This window comes from Microbacterium azadirachtae (assembly GCF_000956545.1).
In the GTDB taxonomy this organism is placed as follows: Bacteria; Actinomycetota; Actinomycetes; order Actinomycetales; family Microbacteriaceae; genus Microbacterium; species Microbacterium azadirachtae.
On record NZ_JYIT01000086.1, the window covers coordinates 216,950 to 240,914 of the forward strand.

The following is a 23,965-nucleotide window of genomic DNA, read 5'->3' on the forward strand; positions in this document are numbered from 1 at the left end:
GGTCAGCTCCCCGCTTCGGTGGGATGCGGGCTCTGGCTCCCGGTCGCGTCGGGCGCGTCCTCGCTGTCGGCGGGGCTGGCCGCGTCATCGGATGCGGCGTGGTCGCGCTCGCGCGAGCCGTCGAGCCGGAGGCCCGCGATGATCAGCAGCGCGATCGAGATCATGCCGGTGACGATGAAGATGTCGGCGACGTTGAAGATCGCCGGGAGCATCCACGGCATCGAGATCATGTCGACGACATGGCCGACGGGGAATCCGGGCTCGCGGAAGACACGGTCGGACAGATTGCCCAGGACGCCGCCGAGAAGCGCGCCGAGCACGACCGACCACAGTCGGGAACGGACCGAGAACGCCTTCCACACGATCACGCACGCGACGACCGCGAGCGCGATGGTGAAGATCCAGGTGTAGCCCGCGCCGATGGAGAACGCCGCTCCGGAGTTGCGGATGGAGTACAGCTGCAGGAACTCTCCGAGGACCGGGACGGCCTTCTGCTCCGGGAGATGCGTGATGGTGAGGTACTTCACAAACTGGTCGGCGGCCAGCACCACCACCGCGAGAATCGCGATGATCGTGCCGGCCGCCGAACCAGGAAGCGGTTGACGCCGGGCCAACAGGGCTCCTTACTGCGCGGAGGCGTCCCCGCCGGGGCCGCCCTTCTCGTCGAGGTCGCGGAGCTGACCCTCGATGTAGCTGCGCAGCTGCGTGCGGTACGAGCGCTCGAAGTCGTGCAGCTCGGCGATCTTGCTCTCGAGAACGCTGCGCTCGCGCTCCAGGCGGGCAGCCTCCTCGCGCGACTTCTGCTCGGCGTCGGAGAGGATCTTCGAGGCCTGGGCCTTGGCGTCGGCGATGAGCTGGTCGCGCTGCGACTTGCCCTCCGCGACGTGCTCGTCGTGCAGGCGCTGCGCGAGCTCGATGATGCCGGCGGTCGCCGCGGCGGGTGCCCCGCCTTCGGCGGCGGGAGCGGGGGCGGCGACGGGGGCCTGAGCGGCCGGGACCTCGGCGACCGGAGCAGCCTTCTCCCCCGACTCGTAGGCGGCCAGCTTGGCCTTCAGCTCGGCGTTCTCGTCGAGGGCCTTACGCCACTCGAGCACGACCTCGTCGAGGAAGTCGTCGACCTCGTCCGGGTCGAAGCCGTCCTTGAAACGGACGTGCTGGAACTGCTTGGTGACGACGTCATCCGGGGTCAGTGCCATTGGTGGCTCCTCTTTCGATGAGTTCTCGGTGGCCGGGTGGACAGCGGCGCCCGCTGGTCGGCCGGCACCTTCAGAAAAGCATAGCCGTCCAAAACCGCGGCCGCGAAGGCGCGCGGAGACGCGCGGAGCGATATGTCGGAGGTCATGCAATATGTCGGGGTCAGATGAACGATCGAGTGATCGAGATCAGGATCAGCACGACGATCATCGTGAGGGTGAGTCCCATGTCGAGCGCGACGGGTCCGATCCTCAGCGGAGGAATGAGGCGTCGGAACATGCGGATCGGCGGGTCGGTGATCGTGTAGACGATCTCGGCCGCGATCAACCCGGCGCCGCGCGGACGCCAGGAACGATTGAACACGGGGATCCACTCCAGGATCACGCGCACGAAGAGCGTGAGCAGGTAGAGCAGCAGCAGGATGTTGAGGATCGCTGCGATCACAGAGATCGCGGGCGCCACCACCACCTGTCAGGAGTGCGCGAGCGCGGGCTCGTCGCTCCCGGCGATCCCACCCTGCCCCGACACCGCGATGCTCTCGGGCGACAGCAGGAAGACCTTGCTGGTGACCCGCTCGATCCGGCCGTAGAGGCCGAGGGAGAGGCCGCTCGCGAAGTCGATCAGACGACGGGCATCGGCGTCGCTCATCTGCGACAGGTTGATGATCACGGGGATGCCGTCACGGAAGCTCTCCGCGATGACCTGCGCGTCGCGGTACTGCTTGGGGTGCACCGTGAGGATCTCGTTCACCGTGCCCGCCGAGGGCTGACGGATCGCAGCCGGACGACGCAGCGGCGTGACCGGTGCGGCCTTGACCTCTTCGCGCTCACGACGGATCTCCTCACGACGAACGGGCTCGTGCTCCTGACGCGTGCCGTGCGCGACGGGAGCGTCCTCGTAGACCTCTTCCTCATCGGCGAGGCCGAGGTACACCATGGTCTTCTTCAGCGGGTTCCCCATCGTGTCCTCCGAACGTGTGCGGGGTGGTTCTGATTCGAGGCTAACCCTGGGCAGGGCGCGGCCCCGTGATTGCGGAGCCGATGCGAAGGTGTGTCGCGCCGGCCGCGATCGCCTCGGCGAAATCCCCGGTCATCCCGGCAGAGATCCAGTCGGCCTCCGGCGCGACCGCGCGCAGCCGCGCGGCGTAGTCGTGGACGCGCGCGAACGCGGAGGCCGGATCCTCGTCGAGCGGCGCGACGGCCATCACCCCGCGCAGCCGCAGGGTGGGCAGCCCGAGCACGTGCTCGGCGAGCTGCTCGAGCTCGGCCGGGGCGACCCCGCCGCGGCCGGGGTCATCGGTGAGGTTGATCTGCAGCAGCACATCGAGCGATGCTCCCCCGTCGGCGACGCGGTCGAGGGCGTCGGCGATCCGCGGCCGGTCGACCGAGTGCACCGCGTGGGCCGCCCGGCGGATCTGCCCGGCCTTGTTCGTCTGCGCCTGCCCGATGAAGTGCCAGCGCAGGTCGTCGAAACCCGATCTCTCAGACTCCTCCCGCAGGGCGTCGGACTTCGCTGAGAGCTCCTGCTGGCGGTTCTCGCCGAACTCGCGGACGCCCAGGGCGTAGAGCTCGCGGACCAGGGAGACGGGGTGGAACTTCGTCACCACGATCCGGGTGATGTCCTCCGGATCGCGCCCCGCGCGCCGTGCGGCGTCCGCGATCGCTGCATCGATCGCGGACAGCCGCTCGGCGACGCTCAGCTCACGCTGATCGTTCACCCTGAGCCTGTCGAAGGGTCACTTGAGGAACTCGGGGATGTCGAGGTCGCTCTCGTCGAAGGCCGGCTCGATGCTGGTGTGCACCGGCGGGATCGACGGCACGCTCACGGGCGCCGTCTCGCGGGGCGACTCCTCGACGGCCGACTCCTCGGCGTCCTCGGCCGCAGGCTTCTCGGCCACGGCGGGAGCCGACGTGCGCGAGAAGATCTGCGGGTCGAGGCGCAGCGTGGGCTCTCCGCTGTCGAACCCTGCCGCGATCACCGTGACGCGCACCTCGTCGCCGAGGGTGTCGTCGATGACCGTTCCGAAGATGATGTTCGCCTCGGGGTGCGCGGCCTCCTTGACGAGGTCCGCCGCGTCGTGGATCTCGAAGATGCCGAGGTTCGATCCGCCCTGGATCGACAGCAGCACGCCGTGGGCGCCCTCGATCGACGCCTCCAGCAGCGGCGACTCCACCGCGAGCTCGGCGGCCTTGATCGCACGATCGGCGCCGCGCGCCGATCCGATGCCCATGAGCGCGGATCCGGCGCCCTGCATGACGGACTTGACGTCGTTGAAGTCGAGGTTGATCAGACCGGGCGTGGTGATCAGGTCGGTGATGCCCTGCACGCCGGCGAGGAGCACCTGGTCGGCCGTGGCGAACGCCTCGATCATCGAGATGCCGCGGTCGCTGATCTCGAGCAGGCGGTCGTTGGGCACGACGATGAGGGTGTCGACCTCTTCCTTCAGCTTCGCGACGCCCGCGTCGGCCTGACTCTGCCGGCGGCGGCCCTCGAAGGAGAACGGCTTGGTCACGACGCCGATGGTCAGGGCGCCGATCGACTTGGCGATGCGCGCGACGATCGGCGCACCTCCGGTTCCGGTACCGCCGCCCTCGCCCGCAGTCACGAAGACCATGTCGGCGCCGGTCAGGGCCTGCTCGATCTCCTCCGCGTGGTCTTCCGCGGCGCGGCGGCCGACTTCGGGATCCGCTCCGGCGCCGAGGCCGCGGGTGAGGTCGCGCCCGACGTCGAGCTTGACGTCGGCGTCGCTCATGAGCAGCGCCTGCGCATCGGTGTTGATGGCGATGAACTCGACGCCTCGCAGGCCGAGCTCGATCATGCGGTTGACAGCATTGACGCCACCACCGCCGACACCGACGACCTTGATCACGGCGAGGTAGTTCTGGTTCTGGCTCATCCCGTCCTCCGATGTATTTCGAGCCTCGAGCCGAGGGCAACCTTAAACCTCAAGCAGAAGGTTAAAGTATTTCCCGGTATTGCTTTCTCTGGATCGAAGGTAAGCGGCGCAGGGGGCGCAGAGCCCAAGCGACACGCGACTGCGCGCGATCGTTTCGGATATTCGTGGTCAGCCGACGACGCCGACGCCGGGCGAGGACACGTCGTAGGACGTCGCGGCGGGATTCGCCTTCATCAGCGCCTGGAGGGCGAGGGTCTTCTCGGCCGACTGGTCGGCACTCCCCCACACGATCTTCGCGCCGCCGGCGAGCTGCAGCACGATGTCGTCGGGCGTCGAGGCGGTCGCCGTGTCGACCTGCGCGCGCAGTTCGGCCGGGAGCGAGCGCAGGGCGGTGCCGACCGCCGCGAAAGCGGGGGTGCCGGTGCCGTCCGGAGTCTCGATGAGGGCGTAGCCGGCGGGGCGCTGCTCTGCGGTCGACAGCACGACGCCGGCGACGTCGACGACCGTGAACCGGCCGTCCTTCTGCGCGACCGCGCCGACCGGCGTGCGCTCCACGATGCGCACGACGAGGTCGTGCGGAGGATGCGCCTCCAGGCGGTAGGTCTCGATCAAAGGGAACCGGACAAGGGCGGCCTTGACCGCGCTCGGGTCCACGAGGGCGAGCGGCCGGCCGAGCTGATCCGCGAGGGCCTTCTGCACGTCGCCCGGCTTGAGGGCGCCGGTGCCCTCCACGGTGATCGTCCGCACGGCGAAGAGTGGGCTGTAGGCGGCGCCGACGCTGCCGCCGACGACGAGCAGCGCGAGCGCGGCGCCGACGATCCATCCGATCCGGCGCCGGCGGGAACGCTGCGTGAAGCGACGGATCTCGCTGCGCAGCGCACGACGACGCGCACGCGACGCCTGCCAGAGGTCCCGCGCCGTCAGTGGAGTGCCGCCTCCGGCCCCGGCCGCGTCGTCCTCCACGGACGGATCCCCCGTACGGCGGCCGAGCGGGATCGGCCCGGCGCCGCCGTCGTCCGCGCCGGAGGACACGGCCGCCTCCGGTGCGATGCCGCCCTCGGAAGCACCCACGCCACGACGTCCGACGCGCTCCTGCTCCGCCTCGTGGACGTCGTCGGTCTCGACGGGCGGCGCGGAGGCGGGGATCGCGGACGGCCGGCGCACGATCAGCCCTCGGCGGTGGTGCGCAGCGCGTCCAGCACCTGCGGGATGATCTGGTAGACGTTGCCGCAGCCGAGCGTGATCACGTAGTCGCCGTCGCGGGCCACTGCCGCGGTGTAGTCGGCGGCCTGCTGCCAGTCCGCCACGTAGTGCACGTTGCCCTGATCCGCGAACGCGCCGCTCACCAGCTCGCCGGTGACCCCGGGCACGGGATCCTCGCGGGCGCCGTAGACGTCGAGCATCACGGTGTGGTCGGCGTACGTCTCCAGCACCTCGGCGAACTCACGGAACATGTGCTGCGTGCGAGAGTAGGTGTGCGGCTGCTGGATCGCGATGATGCGCCCGTCGCCCACGATCGTGCGCATCGCCTCGAGCGCGGCACGGACCTCGGTGGGATGGTGCGAGTAGTCGTCGTAGACGCTCACACCGCGCGCGACGCCGTGCAGCTCGAGCCGACGCACGGTGCCGGCGAAGCCCTGCACAGCCTGTGCGGCATCGGTCAGCGAGTATCCGAGGGCGGTGAGCACGGCGACCGCGCCGGCGGCGTTGATCGCGTTGTGCACGCCGGGCACCGTCAGCTGCATGCGCGCGGACTCCCCGCGCATCGTCAGGGTCGCCGCGACGGGCCCGTCCGTGACGACGTCCGTGATCCGCAGATCCGCATCGTCGGCGAACCCGAACGAGATCACGTGGGGATGGGTGATGCCGGCCCGGACGCGCAGGGCGCCCGGGTCATCGCTGGAGATGACGACGGCCTCGCTCGCCCCGTTCGCGAACGTCACGAACGCCTCGTGGAAGGCCTCGTCGGATCCGTAGTGGTCGAGATGGTCGGGATCGACGTTGGTGATCAGGGCGACCGAGGTGTCGTAGAGCAGGAAGGTGCCGTCGGACTCGTCGGCCTCGATCACGAAGAGCTCGTCGGTCCCCGAGGAGCTGGACGTGCCGAGCTGCTCGATCACTCCGCCGTTCACGAAGTTGGGGTCGGCCCCCAGCTCGCGGAGGGCGGTGACGATCATCCCGGTCGAGCTGGTCTTGCCGTGCGCGCCCGCCACCGAGACCAGGCGGCGGCCGCCGATCAGCCAATGCAGCGCCTGGGAGCGATGGATGACGTGCAGCCCGCGCTCCTTGGCGAGCACGAACTCCGGGTTCTCGGGCCAGATCGCGCCGGTGTGCACGACGGTGTCGGCATCGCCGAGGTGCGCGGCGTCGTGCCCCACGTGCACGTCAGCCCCGAGCGCCGCGAGAGCCTGCAGGTTGGCGCTGTCGGCGCGGTCGCTGCCGGAGACCCGGATGCCCGCGTCGAGGAACATGCGGGCGAGCCCCGACATGCCGGAACCGCCGATGCCGATGAAATGCGCAGCGGTGATGTCTTCGGGGATCGGCAGGGAGAGGTCGGGTCTGATCATGGCTCTTTCGTCCTTACGGGCTGAACAATCCTAAGTCGAGGAGCCAGGGCAGGGGTCCTGGCTCGCCGGGCCGCCGGCTCCGGTCAGCGCGCCAGCGCGCGGTCGGCCAGGGCGATGAGGTCCTCGGTGCCGGTGCGGGATCCGACCTCCTCCGCGGCCCGCTGCATCGCGGCACGCCGCGGGGCGTCCTGCAGGAGCGGCACGACCTCGCTGCGGACGCGATCGGGCGTGAGCTGCGCGTCGTCGATGAGCATCGCGGCCCCGGCCTCGATGGCCGCGGCGGCGTTGAGGCGCTGCTCGCCGTTGCCGACCGCGTACGGCACGTAGACCGCGGGGATGCCGAGTGCGCTGATCTCGCTCACCGTCGCGGATCCGGAGCGCGAGAGCACGAGGTCCGCCAGGGCGAACGCGAGGTCCATGCGGTCCAGGTAGCGGCGCAGGGCATATCCCGGAGCCCCCGGGTCGGGCATGTCGGAGCGGTCGCCGGTCGCGTGCAGGATCTGCCATCCCGCATCGAGGATGCTCTGCCAGGATCCGGCGATCGCCTCGTTCAACCGCTGCGCGCCGAGCGAGCCGCCGAACACGAGCAGCACCGGTTGCTCGGGATCCAGCCCGAACTCCGCCGCCGCCTCGGCGCGGAGCGCGGCCCGGTCCAGATCGATGATCTCGCGTCGCAGCGGCATGCCCACGACCTCGCCGCCGCGCAGGGGCGTGCCGGGGAACGCCACGCCCACCGCTGCCGCCGTCCTGGCGCCGAGTACGTTGGCCATCCCGGGACGGGCGTTGGCCTCGTGCACGACGAAGGGGATGCGCTCCCGGCGCGCCGCGACATAGGCCGGAGCCGATGCGTAGCCGCCGAAGCCGATGACCTCGTCGACCCCGTGCTCGCGGATGTAGGCGCGCACCTGCTTCACGGCACGCGAGAAACGGGCGGGGAACGCGAGAGCCGCCCCGTTCGGGCGGCGCGGGAACGGCACCTTGTCGACGGTGAGCAGCTCGTACCCGCGCTGCGGCACGAGCCTCGACTCGAGTCCCTCCCGAGTGCCGAGCACGAGAACGCCTGCCTCGGGATCGCGGGTGCGCAGGGCGTCCGCGACGGCGAGCAGGGGGTTCACATGACCGGCGGTGCCACCGCCGGCGAGAAGGTACGTGGTCACTTCAGGAGCGTACCGGACCGGCCTGCGCGAAGCGTGGAGCAGGGGCCGGCAGCGTCCGGGCGAACGACAGCAGGACGCCGCAGGCGAGGAGCACCGACAGCAGCGACGTGCCGCCCTGCGACATGAACGGCAGCGGCACCCCGAGCACCGGGACCACGCGCAGGACGACGCCGATGTTGATGAGCGCCTGCGAGAGGATCCACACCACGATCCCGCCGGAGGTGACGCGGATGAACAGGTCGTCCGTCTTGCGGATCATGCGGAACACCGCGACGGCGAAAAGCACGAACAGCGCGAGCACGAGGGCGCAGCCAATCAGCCCCAGCTCCTCGCCGACGATCGCGAAGATGTAGTCGTTGGAGGCGGCGGGGAGCCAGCCGTACTTCTCGCGCGAGTTCCCCAGCCCGAGGCCGAAGATGCCGCCGTTGGCCATGCCCCAGATCGCGTGCACCTGCTGGTAGCACGAGGTGAGGTAGCAGCTCGTGTCGTTGGAGGCGTCGAACACACCGAGGATCAGGGCCCGCCGGCGCTCGTCGGCGAAGGCGAATCCGAGCACCGCCACGAGCGAGATCAGGAGCGGGAGGATGAAGATCCGCAGTCGCACACCCGAGAAGAACAGCGCCCCGAGGATGACGAGGAACAGGATCATCGACGTGCCGAGGTCCTTGCCCCCGAGCACGGCGGCGATGGCGAGGAAGCCGACCGGGATGAGCGGGATGAAGACGTGCTTCCACCGTCCGAGCAGCTCCTGCTTGCGCCACAGGATGAACCCGGCCCACACGGCGAGGGCGAGCTTGATGAACTCGGACGGCTGGACCACCTGGCCGGCGATCCTCAGCCAGTTCGTGTTGCCGTCGTTCTCGTACCCGAGAGGGGTGTAGACGAGCATCTGCAGGCCCACGGCGCCGATGAGGATGAGCCAGGCCATGCGCTTCCAGAAGCGGACGGGGAACCGGCTCATCAGGAACATGAGCGGAACGCCGATCGCCGCGACGAGCGCCTGGGTCATCACGATCGCGAACGGATCCTGTCCGCCCTCGACCGCGTTCGCGCTCGAGGCCGACAGGATCATGACGAGGCCGAACACCGTGAGCAGGAGCGAGGTCGACGCGATCAGCGCGAACTCCGCGGACACCGGGCGGAACACCCGGCCCAGCCTCACGCGGGCGGCGAGACCGTCGACCCGCGGCTCAGGCGTCGGCGCCGGACGTGCTCCCAGCTGCGTCACCGGCGCTCCCCTGATCGATCCACTGCCGCACCGCCTCGGCGAAGCGGTGTCCGCGATCCGCATAGCTGGCGAACTGGTCGAAGGACGCCGCCGCCGGAGCGAGGAGCACGGTGTCCCCGTCCTGGGCGATGCCCGCCGCCAGTTCGACGACACGGGTCATGACCTCTTCAGTGTCGCCGGGCACGACCTCCAGCACCTGCACCCCGGGCGCGTGTCGTGCGAACGCCTCGAGCAGGTGCCCCCGATCCACCCCGATCACGAGCGCGGCGCGCGCGGTCGCACCGGCGCCGGCCACCAGCTCGGACAGGTCGACGCCCTTGAGATCCCCGCCGACGATCCAGATCGCCCCGGGGAACGCCCGGAGGGAGGACTGCGCGGCGTGCGGGTTGGTCGCCTTGGAGTCGTCCACCCACGTGATGCCGCCGGCACGGGCCACCACCTCGATACGGTGCGCGTCCAGCCGGAAGCCGTCCAGCGCGTCGGCGATGTGCGCGGGCTCGACGCCGAGCGAACGCGCCAGCGCCGCCGCCGCCAGGATGTTCTGCACGATGTGGGGCGCGTCCAGGCCGCGTGCCGCCAGCGCCGCGACGGTGGTCAGCTCGAGCGCGCTGTTGCGCCGGTCGTCCAGGAACGCGCGGTCGGCCAGGATCCCCTCGACGACGCCGACGTCGCTCGGGCCGGGGATGCCCAGCCCGAAGCCGATGGCACGGGCGCCCTCGATGACGTCCGCATCCTCGACCATGCGCTGGGTGGCCGCATCGGCCTTGTTGTACACGCACGCGACGCGGGTGTTGCGGTAGACGAGCGCCTTCGCGGCGCGGTAGGCCTCCGCGCTGCCGTGCCAGACGAGGTGATCGTCCGCCAGGTTGAGGCACGTCGCCGCCCACGGCACCGGCTGCGCGGCGGGGTCGGTGAGGCCGAGATACCAGAGCTGATGGCTGGACAGCTCGACGACGAGGACGTCGAATCCGCCCGGATCGCGCACGGCGTCCAGCACCGGCACGCCGATGTTGCCGCACGGGGCCGCGCGCAGGCCGCCTTCGACGAGCATGGTCGCCGTGAGCTGCGTGGTGGTCGTCTTGCCGTTGGTGCCCGTGATGAACACCCACTCCGCCGGAGTGCCGTCGGGGCGGAGGACCTTGTCCCGCACGCGCCAGGCGAGCTCGATGTCGCCCCAGAGCGCGATCGACTGCTCCCTCGTCCACACGATCACCGGATGCGTCGGCGAGAAGCCGGGAGAGGCCACGACGACGTCCGGGGCGAACTCGGACAGCCGCTCCGGCACCGAGCCGAGGTCGCCGATCCAGAGCTCTGCGCCGATCAGCGGCACCAGTCGCGCGTATTCCTCCGTCGCGCTCTCGGAGAGGACGAGCACCTCGGCGCCGAGCTCGGCGAGGGTGTCGGCGACCGAGAAGCCCGTCACCGAGAGCCCGAGCACGGCCACCCGCAGGCCCTTCCAGTCCGCGTGCCAGCTGGTCAGTGCGTCCAGGTCGCGGCTCATGAGCTGGTCAGCCTCAGCCACTCGACGTAGAACAGGCCGAAGGCGGAGACCGACAGCAGCCCCGCGATGATCCACATGCGCACCACGATCGTCGCCTCGGGCCACCCGCGCATCTCGAGATGATGGTGGAACGGGCTCTGCAGGAACAGGCGCTTGCCGCGAGTGAGCTTGAAGTAGGTGAGCTGCACGATCACGGAGCCGGACGCGATGATGAAGACGCCCGCCAGCAGCACCAGCAGCAGCTCGGTGCGGGTCAGGATCGCCAGCGCGGTGATCACGCCGCCGATCGACATGGATCCGACATCGCCCATGAAGACCTTGGCCTTGGGCGCGTTCCACCACAGGAAGCCGATGAGCGCGCCGACGAACGACGCAGAGACGACGGCGAGATCGAACGGATGGGCCACGTCGTAGCACCCGGCGAGCGACGACTTGGAGAGCGACTCGACGGCGCAGGACTGCTTGAACTGCCAGAACGAGATCAGGCTGTACGCCCCGATGACGAACACCGCGCATCCGGCGGCGAGCCCGTCCAGGCCGTCCGTGAGGTTCACGCTGTTGGAGGTCGCGATGCCGATCAGCGAGATCCACAGCAGGTAGAGCAGCCAGCCGACGATCGGGCCGAGCGCGAACAACCACAGCACCGGGATGTCGCGGAAGAGCGAGATGAAGCCGCTCGCGGGCGTGTAGCCCGCCGGGCTCCGCACCAGAAGCGCCACGATGCCGAACGGCACCATGACCAGCACCTGGCCGAGGATCTTGCGCCATCCGGACAGGCCCGCGCTCTGCTGCTGCCGCAGCTTCATGTGGTCGTCGATGAAGCCGACGACGCCGAAGCCCACCATCAGCCAGATCACGAGCAGCCCCGACGCCGTCGGATAGCTGCCGCCGGTGAACGTCCCGATGCCGTAGCCGACGATCGTGCCGAGGATGAAGATCACACCGCCCATGGTGGGGGTGCCGCGCTTGGCCTGGTGACTGGGGTTGGCGATCGACTCCGGCGTGCGGATGACCTGTCCCCAGCCCCATTTCCGGAACAGCCGGAGGAAGACCGGCGTGAGCAGGAGGGTGAACGCGAGGGAGATCGCGGCGGCGGTCAGCAGAGATCTCACGAGAACGATTCTCCCAGACGATCGCCGAGGAACCGGAGCCCCGCGGAGTTGGACGACTTCACGAGCACCCGGTCGCCGGGGCGCAGCTCGCCCTGGAGGTATTCGAACGCGGCGTCGGCGTCGGGCAGGTGCACGGCCTCGCCGTCCCAGGACCCCTCGCCCACGGCGGCCAGGAAGAGTCGACGCGCCTCGGCGCCCACGACGACGATGCGCTGGATGTTGAGGCGCACGGCGAGCAGTCCGATGCGGTCGTGCTCGTCCCCCGCGGTCTCGCCGAGCTCGCTCATGGCCCCGAGCACGGCGACCGTGCGCTCACCGGGACCGGTGATCTGGGCCAGCGTGCGCAGCGCCGCCGCCATGGAGTCCGGGCTGGCGTTGTACGCGTCGTTGATGATGCGCACCTCGGATCCGCCCATGGGCTGCATCCGCCACCGCTCGGCGAGCGGGACGGTCTCCAGGCGCGCGATCGCGTCGGCCGGCGCCACCCCGAGGGCGCGTGTGGCCGCGATCGCGGCGAGGGCGTTGTTCACGTGATGCGCCCCCAGCACCTGCAGCCGCAGCGGCAGCGCCTGGTCGTCCACGTGCACGGTGCACGACGTCCCGGATGCGGTCACGTCGATCCCGGCAGCCCTGACGTCGGCGGCGGATCCCTGACCGAAGCCGACGATGCGCAATCCGCGGCGCTCCGCAAGGGGCGCCATGCCGGCCACGCGCGCGTCGTCGAGGTTCAGGATCGCCGTTCCGCCGGGGGCTGCCGCCTCGATGAGCTCGGCCTTGGCGCGCGCGGTCTCCTCGATGCCGCCGAACCCGCCGGCGTGCGCGAGGCCGACCATGAGCTCGATCACCACGTCGGGGTTCACAAGGCCCGCCAGTCGGGCGATCTCGCCCGGTGCGCTCGCACCGAACTCGCACACCAGGTAACGCGTGCCGTCGGTGATCCGCAGCATCGTCAGCGGCGCCCCGACCTCGTTGTTGTACGAGGCGATCGGCGCGACGGTCTCCCCCTCGTCCTGCAGGATCCGCGCGAGGAAGTTCTTGGTGGTCGTCTTGCCGTTGGATCCGGTCACGCCCACGATCCGCAGGTCGCCCGCGGCGCGCACGCGTGCGACGACGGCACGGGCGAGCTCGGCGATCGCGTCGATCACGTCGGCGACCACGATCTGCGAGATCTCGTCATCGACGGGACGCTCGACGATCGCGAGCACGGCACCGTTCTCGAGCGCCGCGCCGACGAAGCGGTGACCGTCGGTGTGCTCGCCGGGCTTCGCGACGAAGATGCCGCCGGCGGCCATCTGGCGCGAGTCGGTGTCGACGACGCCGGTGACGATCGATGCGGGATCGTGACCTGCAGCAGGGCGCAGGTCGCCGCCGACGATCTCGGCGATCTCCGCGAGGGACAGAGCGATCATGGGAAGGGATCCTCCGGGCGGTGCCGCCGGGTCAGATGACGGCGGTCATCACTGGTACTTGGGCAGCAGCGGTTCCATAGGGGTGGTGGACGGCTGCACGCGATAGGTCTTCAACACCTGCGTCATGGCCTTCTGGAAGGCGGGCGCGGTGGCCGCAGACGACGTTACCCTAGTCGGCTCGTCGAGGGTGACCACGACCACGTACTCGGGGTGGTCCGCAGGGGCGTATCCGACCATGCTCGTGAAGTAGATCCCCTCCTTGTACGCACCGGTGGTGGGGTCCGGCTTCTGAGCCGTACCGGTCTTGGCCGCGATGCGGTAGCCGGGCACCTTGATCATGTCCGACACACTGCCCTGTGCAGCCACGTTCTCGATCATGCGGCTGAGCTCGGCGTCCTTGGTCGCGTCGAAGATGCGCTGCGGCTTCGGCGCGGGCGCGGCGGAGACCTTGCCGTCGGCGGCCGTGCACGACTCGACGAGGGACAGCGGGATCTTGACGCCCCCGTTGGCGATGGCCTGGTAGGCGCTGGCGACCTGCGGCGCGGTCACCGTGTAGTACTGGCCGAACGTCGTCGTGTAGTGCGACTGGTAGTCCCAGTCTTTGACCGGGTGGATCACTCCGGAGGCCTCGCCGGGGAAGTCGATCGCGGTCTTGCTCCCGACGCCGAACTTCACCAGCTCGTCGTAGCGCTGCTGATCCGTGACCATGTCGCCGAACTTCGACAGCGCCACGTTCGAGGAGTCGATGAGCGCGCCCGCGAGCGTGTAGTCGTAGGCGGGGTGCTCGAACGCGTCGTTGATGACGGCGCCGTTCGGGAACTCCTCGTGGCTGGACGCGCCGGTGACCACAGTCGAGGCGTTGGCGTTCGCGTACTCCATGACCGACGCGGCGGTGATCGCCTTGAACGTCGATCCGGGCTCGAAGCTCGTGCTGAAGATCCGCGAGCCGCGGTCCTCGGGGTTCGCGGCGCCGGGATCGTTGGGGTCCACCGTCGGATACTCCGCGGCCGCGCGGATCTTGCCCGTGCCGACCTCGACCACCGTCACGGTGCCGGCCTTCGCGCCCTGCGCCGCGACCTCCTCGGAGATCATCTGCTGCAGATACCACTGCAGCTCCGTGTTGATCGTCAGTGTGACCGTGCCGCCGTCGACCGCGGGCTTCTCCGTCTGGCTGCCGGGGATCACGACCCCGTCCTTGCCGGTGAGGTAGCTCTCCTTGCCCTTGGTGGCGCTGAGGCACTGGTTCTGCGCCTCTTCGAGGCCCTCCCGGTCGCCGTTGCCCGCGATGAAGCCGATGAGGTTGCCGGCGACGGCGCCGTTCGGGTACACCCGCACCGAGCGCGGATTGGGCTGCAGGTACGGCAGGCCGAGGGCGCGGAGCTTGAGGAACTGATCCGCGCTCACGCCCTTCTTGAGCTCGACCCACTTCGCCTCGGGATCCTCCTTCAGGCGGTCCGCGACGATGGTGCGCACCGCGTCGCCCTTCTCGCCGAGGATCGCGGCGATCTTCTCGGAGGCCTGCGCCCAGGGCAGCTTGGGCTTCGTCTTACCGGTCTCCAGGCCGCGCATGATGGAGGGGTCCATGTCGATGTCGTAGACGAGCTGGCTCTCGGCGAGCACGGTCCCGTTGGAGTCGACGATCTTCCCCCGGGCGCCGTCGATCTCCCGCGTGCTCCCGAGGCTCCAGTCCACCGACTGCTTGACGTTCGCGGATGCGCTGAGCACCTGCACGTCGACGAGCCGCACCAGGAAGCCGCACATCACGGCCAGGATCACGGCGAGGGCGAGGACGGTCCGCCGGCGCGACGTCCGGCTGGCTCGGGGTTTCATCGGATCTCCGTCCGGGACTCGCGGTCCGTCATCGTGTCGGGCTGGTGCGTCGGATGCTCATGTCAGCGGATGGTCGGCGTGGGAAGTCCCTCGGCCGTCGGCGGGGCGACCGGCTGGTTCTGCACCGGAGCCTGCTCCTGTGACTTCGGTTCTACGCCTGCTCCCCCGGCGTGGGTCGTGGTCGCAGGCGGTGTGTCGCGGATGAGCGCGTTCGGTACGCCGTTCGTCCCGGAGGGGTTGACAGTCGAGGTCCAGGGTGCGGAGCCCTGCGCACCGATCACGCTTCCGTCGCTGAGGCGCAGGTAGCTCGCGCTCCCTCCCACGACGAGCCCGAGCTTCGACGCCGCCGTGGCGAGCGCCTGAGGCGAGCTGATGCCGTCCAGATCCTGCGCCGCGGCCTGCGCCTGCCACGTCAGCTGCTTGTTCTGCTGGCTCAGCTTCGCGACCTCGAACGAATCCTGCGTGGTCGCGATCGTGAGCGCGATCTGGGCTCCTCCGATGAGAGCAGCGCCGGCCAGGGCGACGAGGGCGTAGGCCATGCGCGGACGGCGGCGCCGCGCGGGCCGCTCGACGGCGTGGAGATGGCGCGAGGGCAGCGCCTCGTCGATGCGGGGCCGCTGCAGGGCGTTCTGTGCCAGGCTCATCGCGAGCTGCTCCTCTGATCGTCTCTCACACGTTCGGCCGCGCGCAGTCGCACGGGAATGGCACGCGGGTTGGCGGCGCGCTCGGCGTCGTCCGCCAGCTCGGCGCCCTTGGTCAGCGTCCGGAACCGCGGCGCGTGCTCGGGAAGCTCGACGGGCAGCCCCGCGGGCGCCGTCGAGGCGGAGGCCGCTGCGAACGCCTGCTTGACGAGCCGGTCTTCGAGGGACTGGTACGACATCACGACGATGCGGCCCCCGACCGTGAGCGCGCCCATCGCCGCGGGGATCGCGTCGGCGAGCACGTTCAGCTCACGGTTCACTTCGATCCGCAGTGCCTGGAACACCCGCTTGGCCGGGTGCCCGGCCCGCTGCACGGCGGCCGGCGTGGCCTCCTGCAGCACCTCCACCAGTCGTCCCGAGCGTTCGAGAGGAGCCTGCGTCCTGGCCTGCACGATCGCCCGCGCGTAGCGCCCGGCCAGCTTCTCCTCGCCGTAGCGCTCGAAGATGCGGCGCAGCTGGCCTTCGCTGTAGGTCGCGAGGACCTCGGCGGCGGTGACGCCGCTCGACTGGTCCATGCGCATGTCCAGCGGCGCGTCCTTCGCGTACGCGAAACCGCGCTCCGCCTCGTCGAGCTGCAGGGAGGAGACGCCGAGGTCGAAGAGGATCCCGGAGGCGCCCTCGGCGTGTTCGCCGATCGCGTCGTAGACGGTGTGCACGAGCGTCACGCGGTCGCCGAAGCGGGCCAGCCGCTCCCCCGCGATCCGCAGGGCGTCGGTGTCGCGATCCAGGCCCACGAGCCGGATGTTCGGCAGCCGCTCGAGGAACGCCTCGGAGTGGCCGCCCATACCGAGCGTGGCGTCGACGAGGATCGCGCCGTCGTGCTGCAGGGCGGGCGCGAGCAGCTCGACGCAGCGGTCGAGCATCACGGGGGTGTGGATGCGGCGGATGTCCATGATTCCTTCGGCTCGTCGTTCTCTTCAGAGCGGTCCCTGACCCTGATCCCCATCCGCTCGACCCGGCACCGGGGAAGGTGCGCCGGGGCGGGAGCGGCTGGGAGTCACAGCCAGGGGCCCGTTCAGAACAGGCCGGGGATCACCTCCTCCTCGAGCTCGGCGAAAGCGTCTTCGTGGCCTTCGGCGTAGGCGTTCCAGGCCGCGGCGTCCCAGATCTCGGCGTGGGCGCCGACGCCGGTGACGATGAGCTCCTTCTCCAGGCCGGCGTAGGAGCGCAGGTGGGCGGGGATCGTGATGCGGTTCTGGCTGTCCGGCATCTCGGCGCTCGCGCCGGAGAGGAACATGCGCAGGAAGGCCCTGGCCTCCTTGTTCGCCAGGGGCGCCTGCCGGATGCGCTCGTGCACGCTCTCGAACTCCGAGGTGCTGAACACGTAGAGGCAGCGGTCCTGACCGCGGGTGACGACGATGCCTCCGGCGAGGTCCTCGCGGAACTTGGCGGGGAGGATCACGCGGCCCTTGTCGTCGAGCTTGGGGGAATGCGTGCCGAGCAACATGCGCCTCTCCCCCTTTCGCCGCCGTTTCCTCCACTTTACTCCACATCCCTCCATTTCGATACCCATTTGTGTCCTGGCGGGCACGTCCGCGCGCACGACGAAGGCCCCTGTCCCGCGGAAAGACGCGGGACAGGGGCCGGTGGAGGAGGGTGGAGGGCTCGGTGGGGGATGGTGGAGGAACGTGAAGCCTCCGGGAGGCGCCGGATCCGGAACACGACGAAGGGCCCGGCCGCCTCAGCGCGCCAGGCCCTTCGTCAGATCACGAAGTGCGGATCAGCGTTCCTCGTGACGCCGATCCCAACGGTCGTTCATGCGATCCATGAACGACGGCGACGGCTCCTTCGAGCCCGTCCCGGCTGCGGCGTCGCGGGCTCCGGTGCGATGCACCGGGGTGAGCGCGAGCATCAGGCCGCCGAGCATGGCCGCGAAGGCGACGACGCCGATGATGATGCCTCCGACGTTGCCGACCACGACGCCCACGATCAGGCCGCCGATGCCGGCGAGCAGCAGCACCGCTCCATAGATGAGATTGCGATAACTGAGCGCGCGGTCTCCTGCGTGCGCGGAAACGACGTCTGCGTCGTTCTGCATGAGATGGCGTTCCATCTCATCGAGCATGCGCTGCTCCTGTTCGGAGAGTGGCATTTCGTCCCCCTCGGGTGGTCTTCCTCCCAGTCTACGCGCGAGATGATGCGCCGGGGTAGGGATTCCGCTGGGAGTTGCGCATCACCTCGCCGCATGGCTCCCCCGCCGGCACCGGTGCCCGCTCGGTAGGCTGAACGCGTGGCATCCTCCGCTGTGATCGAACAGGTCTCCGACCGACTCCAGGCGTTCGTCGCCCGGATGCGCGAGGAGACGGCGACCTACGGCCCGGACGCGTCGGCATTCGTCGCTTCGGCCGAGGCGACGCTGCGCGGCGGCAAGCGCCTGCGTGCACGGTTCTGCCATGCCGGCTGGGCGTCCGTCGCCGGTCTCGCGGGTGCGGATGCCGAGCCGGACGCGCTCTGGGATGCCTGCGCCGCACTCGAGGTGTTCCAGTCGGCCGCACTCGTGCACGACGACCTCATCGACAACTCCGACACCCGCCGCGGTCGCCCCTCGGCCCATCGCGCCCTCGAGACCTCGCACGTCGGTCAGGGCTGGAGCGGAAACGCCGTCGAGTTCGGCCGCGCGGCCGCCGTCCTCCTCGGCGACCTCCTGGTGGCATGGAGCGACGATCTGCTCGAGGCGGGGATCGCCGCAAGCCCGCATGCGCACGCGGTGCGCGCCGAGTACGCGCGGATGCGGAGGGACGTCACGATCGGGCAGTTCCTCGACATCGCCGAGGAGTCGGCGTGGAGCGTGAGCGACGACGACAGTCACGCCGAACGCGCCCTCAGAGTGGTGTCGCTCAAGGCCGCCCGCTACAGCGTCGAGCAGCCGCTGCTGATCGGTGCGGCCATCGCCGGCGCCGACGAGGCCCAGCAGGCGGCGCTGCGGGCGTTCGGCCATCCGCTCGGCATGGCCTTCCAGCTGCGCGACGACGTGCTCGGCGTCTTCGGCGACGAGCAGCTCACCGGCAAGCCCGCCGGGGACGATCTGCGCGAGGGCAAGCGCACCCTTCTCATCGCGTGGACGCGCCAGGCGCTGGCGCCGCAGGGCCGGCGGGTCGTGGACGAGCTGCTGGGAGACCCGCTTCTGACCGCGGATCAGATCGCGAGCCTTCAGGCGATCATCACCGAGTCGGGAGCGCTGAACCGCATGGAGCAGCTGATCTCCGAGTACGCCGCCGCCGGCGAGGCCGCCCTCCAGGACGCCCCGCTGGACGCGCGCGCTCTCGAGCTGCTGCGCGGTCTCGCGCGGGACGCGACGCAGCGCACCGCCTGAGTCACGATCCCTTCCGACGCGGGATCCGACCCTGGCGCGGGATCAGGCCAGGGTCCGGGCGATCCTGCGCACTTCGCTCTTGTGGCCGTCGCGCAGTGCGGCGATCGGCGAGCGGCCGATGGACTCCTCCTCGGCGAGCAGCCAGTCGATGACCTCGTCATCGCTGAACCCGGCGTCCTTCAGCACGATGATCGTCCCGCGCAGAGAGCCGAGGGGCTGCGCGTCCTTGACGAAGAGCGCCGGCACGGCCAGCGCCCCGTGGCGCCGGGAACCGACCAGGTGCTGCTCGTCGAAGAGCCGATGCACGCGACCGAGCGGCTCTCCGAGGATCTCGACGAGGTCGGGAAGGGTCAGCCATTCGACCTCTGGGGTCGGCATTGCGGTTTCAGACACCCTGCAATGTTCTCATCCCCGTCGCCTTCGCCGTCGCCCCGCCTTCGCTCCGTCGCGTTGATCACTCTTTTAACATTCATCACTTCTGTTGACTTGAGATCACTTCCGTGCCAGCGTCGAAGGGCTGACGCGCGACGCTGCGCACCGGCAGAAACCGTCTGAATCGGGGGATCCATGACGACCGCAACGAGTACGCGCCGCCTCCTCGGCGTCACCGCGCCGACCGTGCTGCTGACGGCGGTGGCCAGCGCGCTCGTCGCGACGCCGGCGCACGCGCAGGCGACGGAGTCCGCCGCACGCACACCGCTCGTCGCACTGCCCACGGGTGCGGTGCTCGCGGCGCTCGCGGCCAGAACCGTGCCGGCCGAGGTCGCGCCTCCCGCCGACTACACCGTGCAGGAGGGCGACACCCTCTGGGACATCGCGCGGGCACACGGCACCACGGTCGCCGCCCTGTACGCCGCCAACGGGCTCGGATCCGGGTCCATCATCCATCCGGGGCAGGTCCTGTCCCTCGGCGGCCCTGCCCCCGCCCCCGCGGAGGCTCCGGCGGAGGCGCCTGCCGCGGACGCCGCGGCAGGGTACGAGGTCGCCGCCGGCGACACCCTGTGGTCGATCGCCCAGCAGCACGGCGTCTCGCTGGCCGAGCTGTTCGCCGCCAACGGGCTGTCGCCCGACTCGATCATCTACCCGGGACAGACGCTGCGGTTCGCCGCCCCGGTGCCTGCGCCGGCATCGGCACCGGCGAGCACGTCCGTCGCCGATTCGGCCCCGGCCGTCGACACCTACTCCGCACCCCAGGTCGTGCTCAGCGACGAGCAGGTCGCGAACGCCCGGCTCATCATCCAGATCGGGCGTCAGCTCGGCGTGCCGGAGCACGGCATCGCGATCGCCCTGGCGACCGCGATGGTCGAGTCCCGGCTCACCAACGCGCCCGCGGGCGACCGCGATTCGATCGGCCTGTTCCAGCAGCGCCCGAGCACCGGATGGGGCACCCCGGAGCAGATCGCCGACCCGTCCTATGCGGCACAGGCCTTCTTCACCGGCACCGCACACACGAACGGCCTCCTGGACATCCCTGGCTGGCAGGGCCTCGGGTTCGGCGAGGCCGCGCAGGAGGTGCAGATCTCCGCCTACCCCGCCCGCTACGCCCTGTGGCAGCCTCAGGCGGAGGCCTGGCTCGCCGCCCTGGGCTGAGCGCGCCTGCCGAGCTGCCGTCGCGGACGCCCGCCGGTCAGCCGGGGCGTACGGAAAACCGCGTGCCCGCGAGCCGTTGCCCAGGCTCCCAGCGAGTTCTCCCTAGACTCTTTTCGTGACGACCAGCCAACAAGCCGACCCCCTCATCGGGCGGCTCGTCGACGGTCGCTACCGCGTCCGCGCCCGGATCGCCCGCGGCGGCATGGCCACCGTGTACGTCGCCACCGATCTGCGCCTGGAGCGCCGGATCGCACTGAAGGTGATGCACGGCCACCTGAGCGACGACTCGGTGTTCCAGAGCCGCTTCATCCAGGAAGCGCGGGCCGCGGCCCGGCTGGCCGACCCGCACGTGGTCAACGTCTTCGACCAGGGCCAGGACGGCGAACTTGCGTATCTCGTCATGGAGTACCTTCCCGGGATCACGCTGCGCGAGCTCATGCGCGAGCAGCGCCGGCTGACGGTGCCGCAGACGATCACGATCATGGACGCCGTGCTGTCCGGCCTCGCCGCGGCGCATCGCGCCGGCATCGTGCATCGCGACGTCAAGCCGGAGAACGTGCTGCTGGCCGAGGACGGTCGCATCAAGATCGGCGACTTCGGGCTCGCCCGCGCGACCACGGCGAACACCGCGTCCGGGGCGCAGCTGATGGGCACGATCGCCTACCTCGCGCCGGAGCTCGTCACCCGTGGCACGGCCGACGCCCGCAGCGACATCTACGCGCTCGGCATCATGCTCTACGAGATGCTGACCGGCGAGCAGCCGTACAAGGGCGAGCAGCCGATGCAGATCGCCTTCCAGCACGCCACCGACTCCGTGCCTCGCCCGAGCGTGCGCAACCCGGGTGTGCCCGAGCAGCTCGACGAGCTCGTGCTCTGGGCGACCGAGAAGACGCCCGACGAGCGCCCGAACGACGCGCAGGAGATGCTCGACCGGCTTCGCGTGATCGAACGCGAGCTCGGCGTCGTCCCCGCGCCCACCGCCACGACGACCGCCAAGACCACCGCCCTGCCGCTGCGCGACACCGGCGATCAGACGCTGGTCCTGCCGCCCGGCGCCACGGCCCCGGCCCCCGCTCCGACGACGACCACGGACGCACCGCTGGACAACGCGACGCTGCTGCGTCGCCGCACCGCGCAGCGCCGGTCCCGCGGTGCGCTGCTGCTCACCCTCGTGCTGCTGCTCGCCGTCGTTGCCGCAGGCACGGGCTGGTGGTTCGGATCCGGTCCCGGATCGAAGCTGTCGGTCCCGGACGTGGCGGGCAAGACCTGGGAGGTCGCGGCGGCCGCGATCACGAAGGACGGGCTGACGCCGGTCCAGGGCAGCGAGAACTCGGTGAAGGTGCCGGCCGGTCAGGCCATCCGCACGGACCCCGCCGCGGGCACCCGCGTCGACAAGAAGGCCAAAGTCACCGTCATGATCTCGGCGGGCCCCGCGAAGCACGACCTGCCCAAGCTCGACGGCATGACCGAGGAGCAGGGCAAGAAGGCGCTCGCGCCGTTCCACCTGCAGCTGCAGGATTCCGTGGCGCTGTTCTCCGGTGCGGACAACGGCATCGTGATCAACGCCGAGGTCACGCCGCGCTCGGGTGCGGCCGGATACGAGTGCGGCGAAGGGTGCAGCGTCTTCGAGGGCGATCAGATCCGCCTCCTGGTGTCGCTGGGGCCGGTTCCCGACGTGTCGGGAATGACGGTCGGAGACGCCACCGGCAAGCTCACGGCGGTGGGACTCAAGGTCAACCCCGACTCGAACTCCTCCTACAGCGACTCCGTGCCGAAGGACCGCGTGATCGGCTACGGCGACCGTGACGGCGGCGGCAACTGGCGCCCCGGGGACACGATCACGCTGAACGTCTCCAAGGGACCGGAGCCGATCACGGTGCCGAACGTCGTCGGCGCGAACCTGGCTGACGCGATGAAGACGCTGACCGATGCGGGCCTCAATCCGCAGACCAGCGTGCCCGAGGTCGTCTGGAGCCTCTTCCAGGTGACGGGGACGGATCCCAAGGCGGGCGAGAGCGTGGAGAAGAACTCCACGGTCCGCGTGAAGGTCAGCGGCTGACCCCTGACTGCGACGGGGGCCCGGAACCGCGATGCGGTCCGGGCCCCCGAGTCGCAGGACGGTCAGCGCTTCTCGAGCTCCTCGGCGACGAGGAACGCGAGCTCGAGCGACTGCATGTGGTTCAGGCGGGGGTCGCAGAGCGACTCGTAGCGAGTCGCCAGCGCGGCCTCGTCGATCTGCTCGGAACCACCGAGGCACTCCGTCACGTCGTCACCGGTGAGCTCGACATGGATGCCGCCCGGGAAGGTGCCGACGGCGCGGTGCGCCTCGAAGAAGCCACGGACCTCCTCGACCACGTCGTCGAAGCGACGGGTCTTGTAGCCGGTGGGCGTGGTGATCCCGTTGCCGTGCATCGGGTCGGTGACCCACAGCGGCTGCGCACCGGAGTCCTTGACGGCCTGCAGCAGCGGCGGCAGCGCGTCGCGGATCTTTCCCGCACCCATGCGCGTGATGAAGGTCAGGCGTCCGGGCTCGCGGTTCGGATCGAGCTTGTCGATGAGCGCGAGCGCCGTGTCGGGACTCGTGGTCGGGCCGAGCTTGACGCCGATGGGGTTGCGGATGCGGGAGAAGTAGTCCACGTGCGCGCCGTCGAGCTCGCGCGTGCGCTCGCCGATCCACAGGAAGTGGGCCGAGGTGTTGTACGGCGTGAGGGTCCGCGAGTCGATCCGGGTCATCGGCCGCTCGTAGTCCATCAGCAGGCCCTCGTGGCCGGTGAAGAACTCCACGCGCTTGAGCTCGTCGAAGTCGGCGCCCGCCGCCTCCATGAACTTGATCGCGCGGTCGATCTCGGCCGCCATCCGCTCGTAGCGCTGGTTGGCCGGGTTCTGCGCGAAGCCCTTGTTCCAGGAGTGCACCTCGCGGAGATCCGCGAACCCGCCCTGGGTGAATGCGCGGATGAGATTCAGCGTCGACGCGGCGGTGTGGTACCCCTGCAGCAGCCGCAAGGGGTTCGCCTCGCGCGACCCTTCGGTGAAGTCGTAGCCGTTGACGATGTCGCCGCGGTAGGCGGGCAGCGTGACCTCGCCGCGGGTCTCGGTGTCGCTCGAGCGCGGCTTGGCGAACTGGCCCGCCATGCGCCCCATCTTCACCACGGGCATCGAGGCGCCGTACGTCAGCACCACCGCCATCTGCAGTACCGTCTTGATGCGGTTGCGGATCTGGTCGGCGGTCGCCCCCGCGAAGGTCTCGGCGCAGTCGCCGCCCTGCAGCAGGAACGCCTTCCCGCTCGCCGCGCGGGCGAGACGGTCGCGGAGGTTGTCGACCTCACCGGCGAACACGAGCGGCGGAAGGGCCTCGATCTGGGCGGAGACCTCGGCGACGCGCTCGGCGTCGGGCCATTGGGGCTGCTGCTTGATCGGGAGGGCGCGCCACGAGTCGAGATCGAGAGGCTGAGGCATCCCCCCATCCT

General features: G+C 70.1%; 23 protein-coding genes. 3 read left to right on the forward strand and 20 right to left on the reverse strand.

The genetic code is table 11. The annotated features are described in order from the left end of the window. Positions 1-2 precede the first annotated feature (2 nt). The 18 genes from lspA to RL72_RS18635 all read right to left on the reverse strand — a co-directional run bounded on the left by lspA (position 3) and on the right by RL72_RS18635 (position 17,687). On the reverse strand, positions 3-614 hold the full coding sequence (lspA, locus tag RL72_RS18550; protein ID WP_045252354.1) for a signal peptidase II: 612 nt from the start codon (positions 612-614) through the stop codon (positions 3-5). Between the two features lie 9 nt (positions 615-623). Further along, positions 624-1,196, reverse strand: coding sequence for a DivIVA domain-containing protein (locus tag RL72_RS18555; protein ID WP_045252355.1), 573 nt, complete (start codon positions 1,194-1,196; stop codon positions 624-626). Positions 1,197-1,356: 160 nt separating this feature from the next. Beyond that, on the reverse strand, positions 1,357-1,638 hold the full coding sequence (locus RL72_RS18560; protein WP_374700504.1) for a YggT family protein: 282 nt from the start codon (positions 1,636-1,638) through the stop codon (positions 1,357-1,359). Positions 1,639-1,665: 27 nt separating this feature from the next. Continuing rightward, positions 1,666-2,154, reverse strand: coding sequence for a cell division protein SepF (locus RL72_RS18565; RefSeq protein ID WP_045252356.1), 489 nt, complete (start codon positions 2,152-2,154; stop codon positions 1,666-1,668). 40 nt (positions 2,155-2,194) lie between these two features. Beyond that, complete coding sequence (locus tag RL72_RS18570; protein ID WP_045252453.1) at positions 2,195-2,893, reverse strand: YggS family pyridoxal phosphate-dependent enzyme; 699 nt, start codon at positions 2,891-2,893, stop codon at positions 2,195-2,197. Between the two features lie 36 nt (positions 2,894-2,929). Beyond that, the gene (gene ftsZ / locus RL72_RS18575) at positions 2,930-4,090 is read right to left on the reverse strand and encodes a cell division protein FtsZ (protein ID WP_045252357.1); all 1,161 of its coding nucleotides are present in this window, start codon (positions 4,088-4,090) and stop codon (positions 2,930-2,932) included. 168 nt (positions 4,091-4,258) lie between these two features. Further along, on the reverse strand, positions 4,259-5,254 hold the full coding sequence (locus RL72_RS18580) for a cell division protein FtsQ/DivIB (RefSeq protein WP_052674501.1): 996 nt from the start codon (positions 5,252-5,254) through the stop codon (positions 4,259-4,261). 2 nt (positions 5,255-5,256) lie between these two features. Next, positions 5,257-6,657: a UDP-N-acetylmuramate--L-alanine ligase gene (murC, locus tag RL72_RS18585; protein ID WP_045252359.1), complete on the reverse strand. Its 1,401-nt coding sequence runs from the start codon at positions 6,655-6,657 to the stop codon at positions 5,257-5,259. Between the two features lie 83 nt (positions 6,658-6,740). Next, positions 6,741-7,814, reverse strand: coding sequence for a UDP-N-acetylglucosamine--N-acetylmuramyl-(pentapeptide) pyrophosphoryl-undecaprenol N-acetylglucosamine transferase (locus RL72_RS18590; protein WP_045252360.1), 1,074 nt, complete (start codon positions 7,812-7,814; stop codon positions 6,741-6,743). A 1-nt stretch (position 7,815) separates the two neighbouring features. Then, positions 7,816-9,042: an FtsW/RodA/SpoVE family cell cycle protein gene (locus RL72_RS18595; RefSeq protein WP_045252361.1), complete on the reverse strand. Its 1,227-nt coding sequence runs from the start codon at positions 9,040-9,042 to the stop codon at positions 7,816-7,818. Beyond that, positions 9,005-10,543: a UDP-N-acetylmuramoyl-L-alanine--D-glutamate ligase gene (gene murD, locus RL72_RS18600; RefSeq protein ID WP_045252362.1), complete on the reverse strand. Its 1,539-nt coding sequence runs from the start codon at positions 10,541-10,543 to the stop codon at positions 9,005-9,007. The genes RL72_RS18595 and murD overlap by 38 nt, the downstream gene beginning before the upstream one ends. After that, a complete protein-coding gene (gene mraY, locus RL72_RS18605; RefSeq protein WP_045252363.1) occupies positions 10,540-11,655 on the reverse strand; it encodes a phospho-N-acetylmuramoyl-pentapeptide-transferase in 1,116 nt (371 codons plus the stop codon). The genes murD and mraY overlap by 4 nt, the downstream gene beginning before the upstream one ends. Next, entirely contained in the window at positions 11,652-13,064 is a 1,413-nt protein-coding gene (locus RL72_RS18610; protein ID WP_045252364.1) for a UDP-N-acetylmuramoyl-tripeptide--D-alanyl-D-alanine ligase, read from the reverse strand. The genes mraY and RL72_RS18610 overlap by 4 nt, the downstream gene beginning before the upstream one ends. A 48-nt stretch (positions 13,065-13,112) precedes the next feature. Further along, the gene (locus tag RL72_RS18615) at positions 13,113-14,894 is read right to left on the reverse strand and encodes a peptidoglycan D,D-transpeptidase FtsI family protein (RefSeq protein WP_045252365.1); all 1,782 of its coding nucleotides are present in this window, start codon (positions 14,892-14,894) and stop codon (positions 13,113-13,115) included. 62 nt (positions 14,895-14,956) lie between these two features. Beyond that, complete coding sequence (ftsL, locus tag RL72_RS18620) at positions 14,957-15,538, reverse strand: cell division protein FtsL (protein ID WP_045252366.1); 582 nt, start codon at positions 15,536-15,538, stop codon at positions 14,957-14,959. Further along, entirely contained in the window at positions 15,535-16,488 is a 954-nt protein-coding gene (gene rsmH, locus RL72_RS18625; protein WP_045252367.1) for a 16S rRNA (cytosine(1402)-N(4))-methyltransferase RsmH, read from the reverse strand. Before rsmH ends, ftsL begins: the two co-directional genes overlap by 4 nt. A gap of 122 nt (positions 16,489-16,610) precedes the next feature. Next, entirely contained in the window at positions 16,611-17,042 is a 432-nt protein-coding gene (gene mraZ, locus RL72_RS18630; protein ID WP_045252368.1) for a division/cell wall cluster transcriptional repressor MraZ, read from the reverse strand. Between the two features lie 273 nt (positions 17,043-17,315). Then, entirely contained in the window at positions 17,316-17,687 is a 372-nt protein-coding gene (locus RL72_RS18635; RefSeq protein WP_045252369.1) for a DUF3040 domain-containing protein, read from the reverse strand. A 198-nt stretch (positions 17,688-17,885) separates the two neighbouring features. On the opposite strand from RL72_RS18635, the gene RL72_RS18640 reads away from it, so the two are divergent. Then, a complete protein-coding gene (locus RL72_RS18640; protein ID WP_082072514.1) occupies positions 17,886-18,908 on the forward strand; it encodes a polyprenyl synthetase family protein in 1,023 nt (340 codons plus the stop codon). Positions 18,909-18,950: 42 nt separating this feature from the next. Here RL72_RS18640 and RL72_RS18645 read toward each other — a convergent pair whose 3' ends face one another. After that, the gene (locus RL72_RS18645; RefSeq protein WP_045252371.1) at positions 18,951-19,286 is read right to left on the reverse strand and encodes an Rv2175c family DNA-binding protein; all 336 of its coding nucleotides are present in this window, start codon (positions 19,284-19,286) and stop codon (positions 18,951-18,953) included. A 189-nt stretch (positions 19,287-19,475) separates the two neighbouring features. Here RL72_RS18645 and RL72_RS18650 point away from each other — a divergent pair, with 189 nt between their 5' ends. Beyond that, positions 19,476-20,498, forward strand: a complete 1,023-nt coding sequence (locus RL72_RS18650; RefSeq protein WP_045252372.1) for a LysM peptidoglycan-binding domain-containing protein — start codon at positions 19,476-19,478, stop codon at positions 20,496-20,498. Between the two features lie 115 nt (positions 20,499-20,613). Next, complete coding sequence (gene pknB, locus RL72_RS18655; protein ID WP_045252373.1) at positions 20,614-22,557, forward strand: Stk1 family PASTA domain-containing Ser/Thr kinase; 1,944 nt, start codon at positions 20,614-20,616, stop codon at positions 22,555-22,557. A 62-nt stretch (positions 22,558-22,619) separates the two neighbouring features. On the opposite strand, the gene RL72_RS18660 is transcribed toward pknB, so the two are convergent. Next, the gene (locus RL72_RS18660; RefSeq protein WP_045252374.1) at positions 22,620-23,954 is read right to left on the reverse strand and encodes a class II 3-deoxy-7-phosphoheptulonate synthase; all 1,335 of its coding nucleotides are present in this window, start codon (positions 23,952-23,954) and stop codon (positions 22,620-22,622) included. Positions 23,955-23,965: the final 11 nt, after the last annotated feature.

Bases quoted from the DNA above. Each gene is read 5' to 3' on its own strand.
- RL72_RS18650 (WP_045252372.1), top strand. From the start codon at position 19,476: ATGACGACCGCAACGAGTACGCGCCGCCTCCTCGGCGTCACCGCGCCG.
- RL72_RS18555 (WP_045252355.1), bottom strand. From the start codon at position 1,196: ATGGCACTGACCCCGGATGACGTCGTCACCAAGCAGTTCCAGCACGTC.
- mraZ (WP_045252368.1), bottom strand. From the start codon at position 17,042: ATGTTGCTCGGCACGCATTCCCCCAAGCTCGACGACAAGGGCCGCGTG.
- RL72_RS18640 (WP_082072514.1), top strand. From the start codon at position 17,886: ATGCGCGAGGAGACGGCGACCTACGGCCCGGACGCGTCGGCATTCGTC.
- RL72_RS18565 (WP_045252356.1), bottom strand. From the start codon at position 2,154: ATGGGGAACCCGCTGAAGAAGACCATGGTGTACCTCGGCCTCGCCGAT.
- RL72_RS18660 (WP_045252374.1), bottom strand. From the start codon at position 23,954: ATGCCTCAGCCTCTCGATCTCGACTCGTGGCGCGCCCTCCCGATCAAG.
- RL72_RS18645 (WP_045252371.1), bottom strand. From the start codon at position 19,286: ATGCCGACCCCAGAGGTCGAATGGCTGACCCTTCCCGACCTCGTCGAG.
- murD (WP_045252362.1), bottom strand. From the start codon at position 10,543: ATGAGCCGCGACCTGGACGCACTGACCAGCTGGCACGCGGACTGGAAG.
- murC (WP_045252359.1), bottom strand. From the start codon at position 6,657: ATGATCAGACCCGACCTCTCCCTGCCGATCCCCGAAGACATCACCGCT.
- ftsZ (WP_045252357.1), bottom strand. From the start codon at position 4,090: ATGAGCCAGAACCAGAACTACCTCGCCGTGATCAAGGTCGTCGGTGTC.
- ftsL (WP_045252366.1), bottom strand. From the start codon at position 15,538: ATGAGCCTGGCACAGAACGCCCTGCAGCGGCCCCGCATCGACGAGGCG.
- RL72_RS18610 (WP_045252364.1), bottom strand. From the start codon at position 13,064: ATGATCGCTCTGTCCCTCGCGGAGATCGCCGAGATCGTCGGCGGCGAC.
- RL72_RS18615 (WP_045252365.1), bottom strand. From the start codon at position 14,894: ATGAAACCCCGAGCCAGCCGGACGTCGCGCCGGCGGACCGTCCTCGCC.
- rsmH (WP_045252367.1), bottom strand. From the start codon at position 16,488: ATGGACATCCGCCGCATCCACACCCCCGTGATGCTCGACCGCTGCGTC.
- RL72_RS18635 (WP_045252369.1), bottom strand. From the start codon at position 17,687: ATGCCACTCTCCGAACAGGAGCAGCGCATGCTCGATGAGATGGAACGC.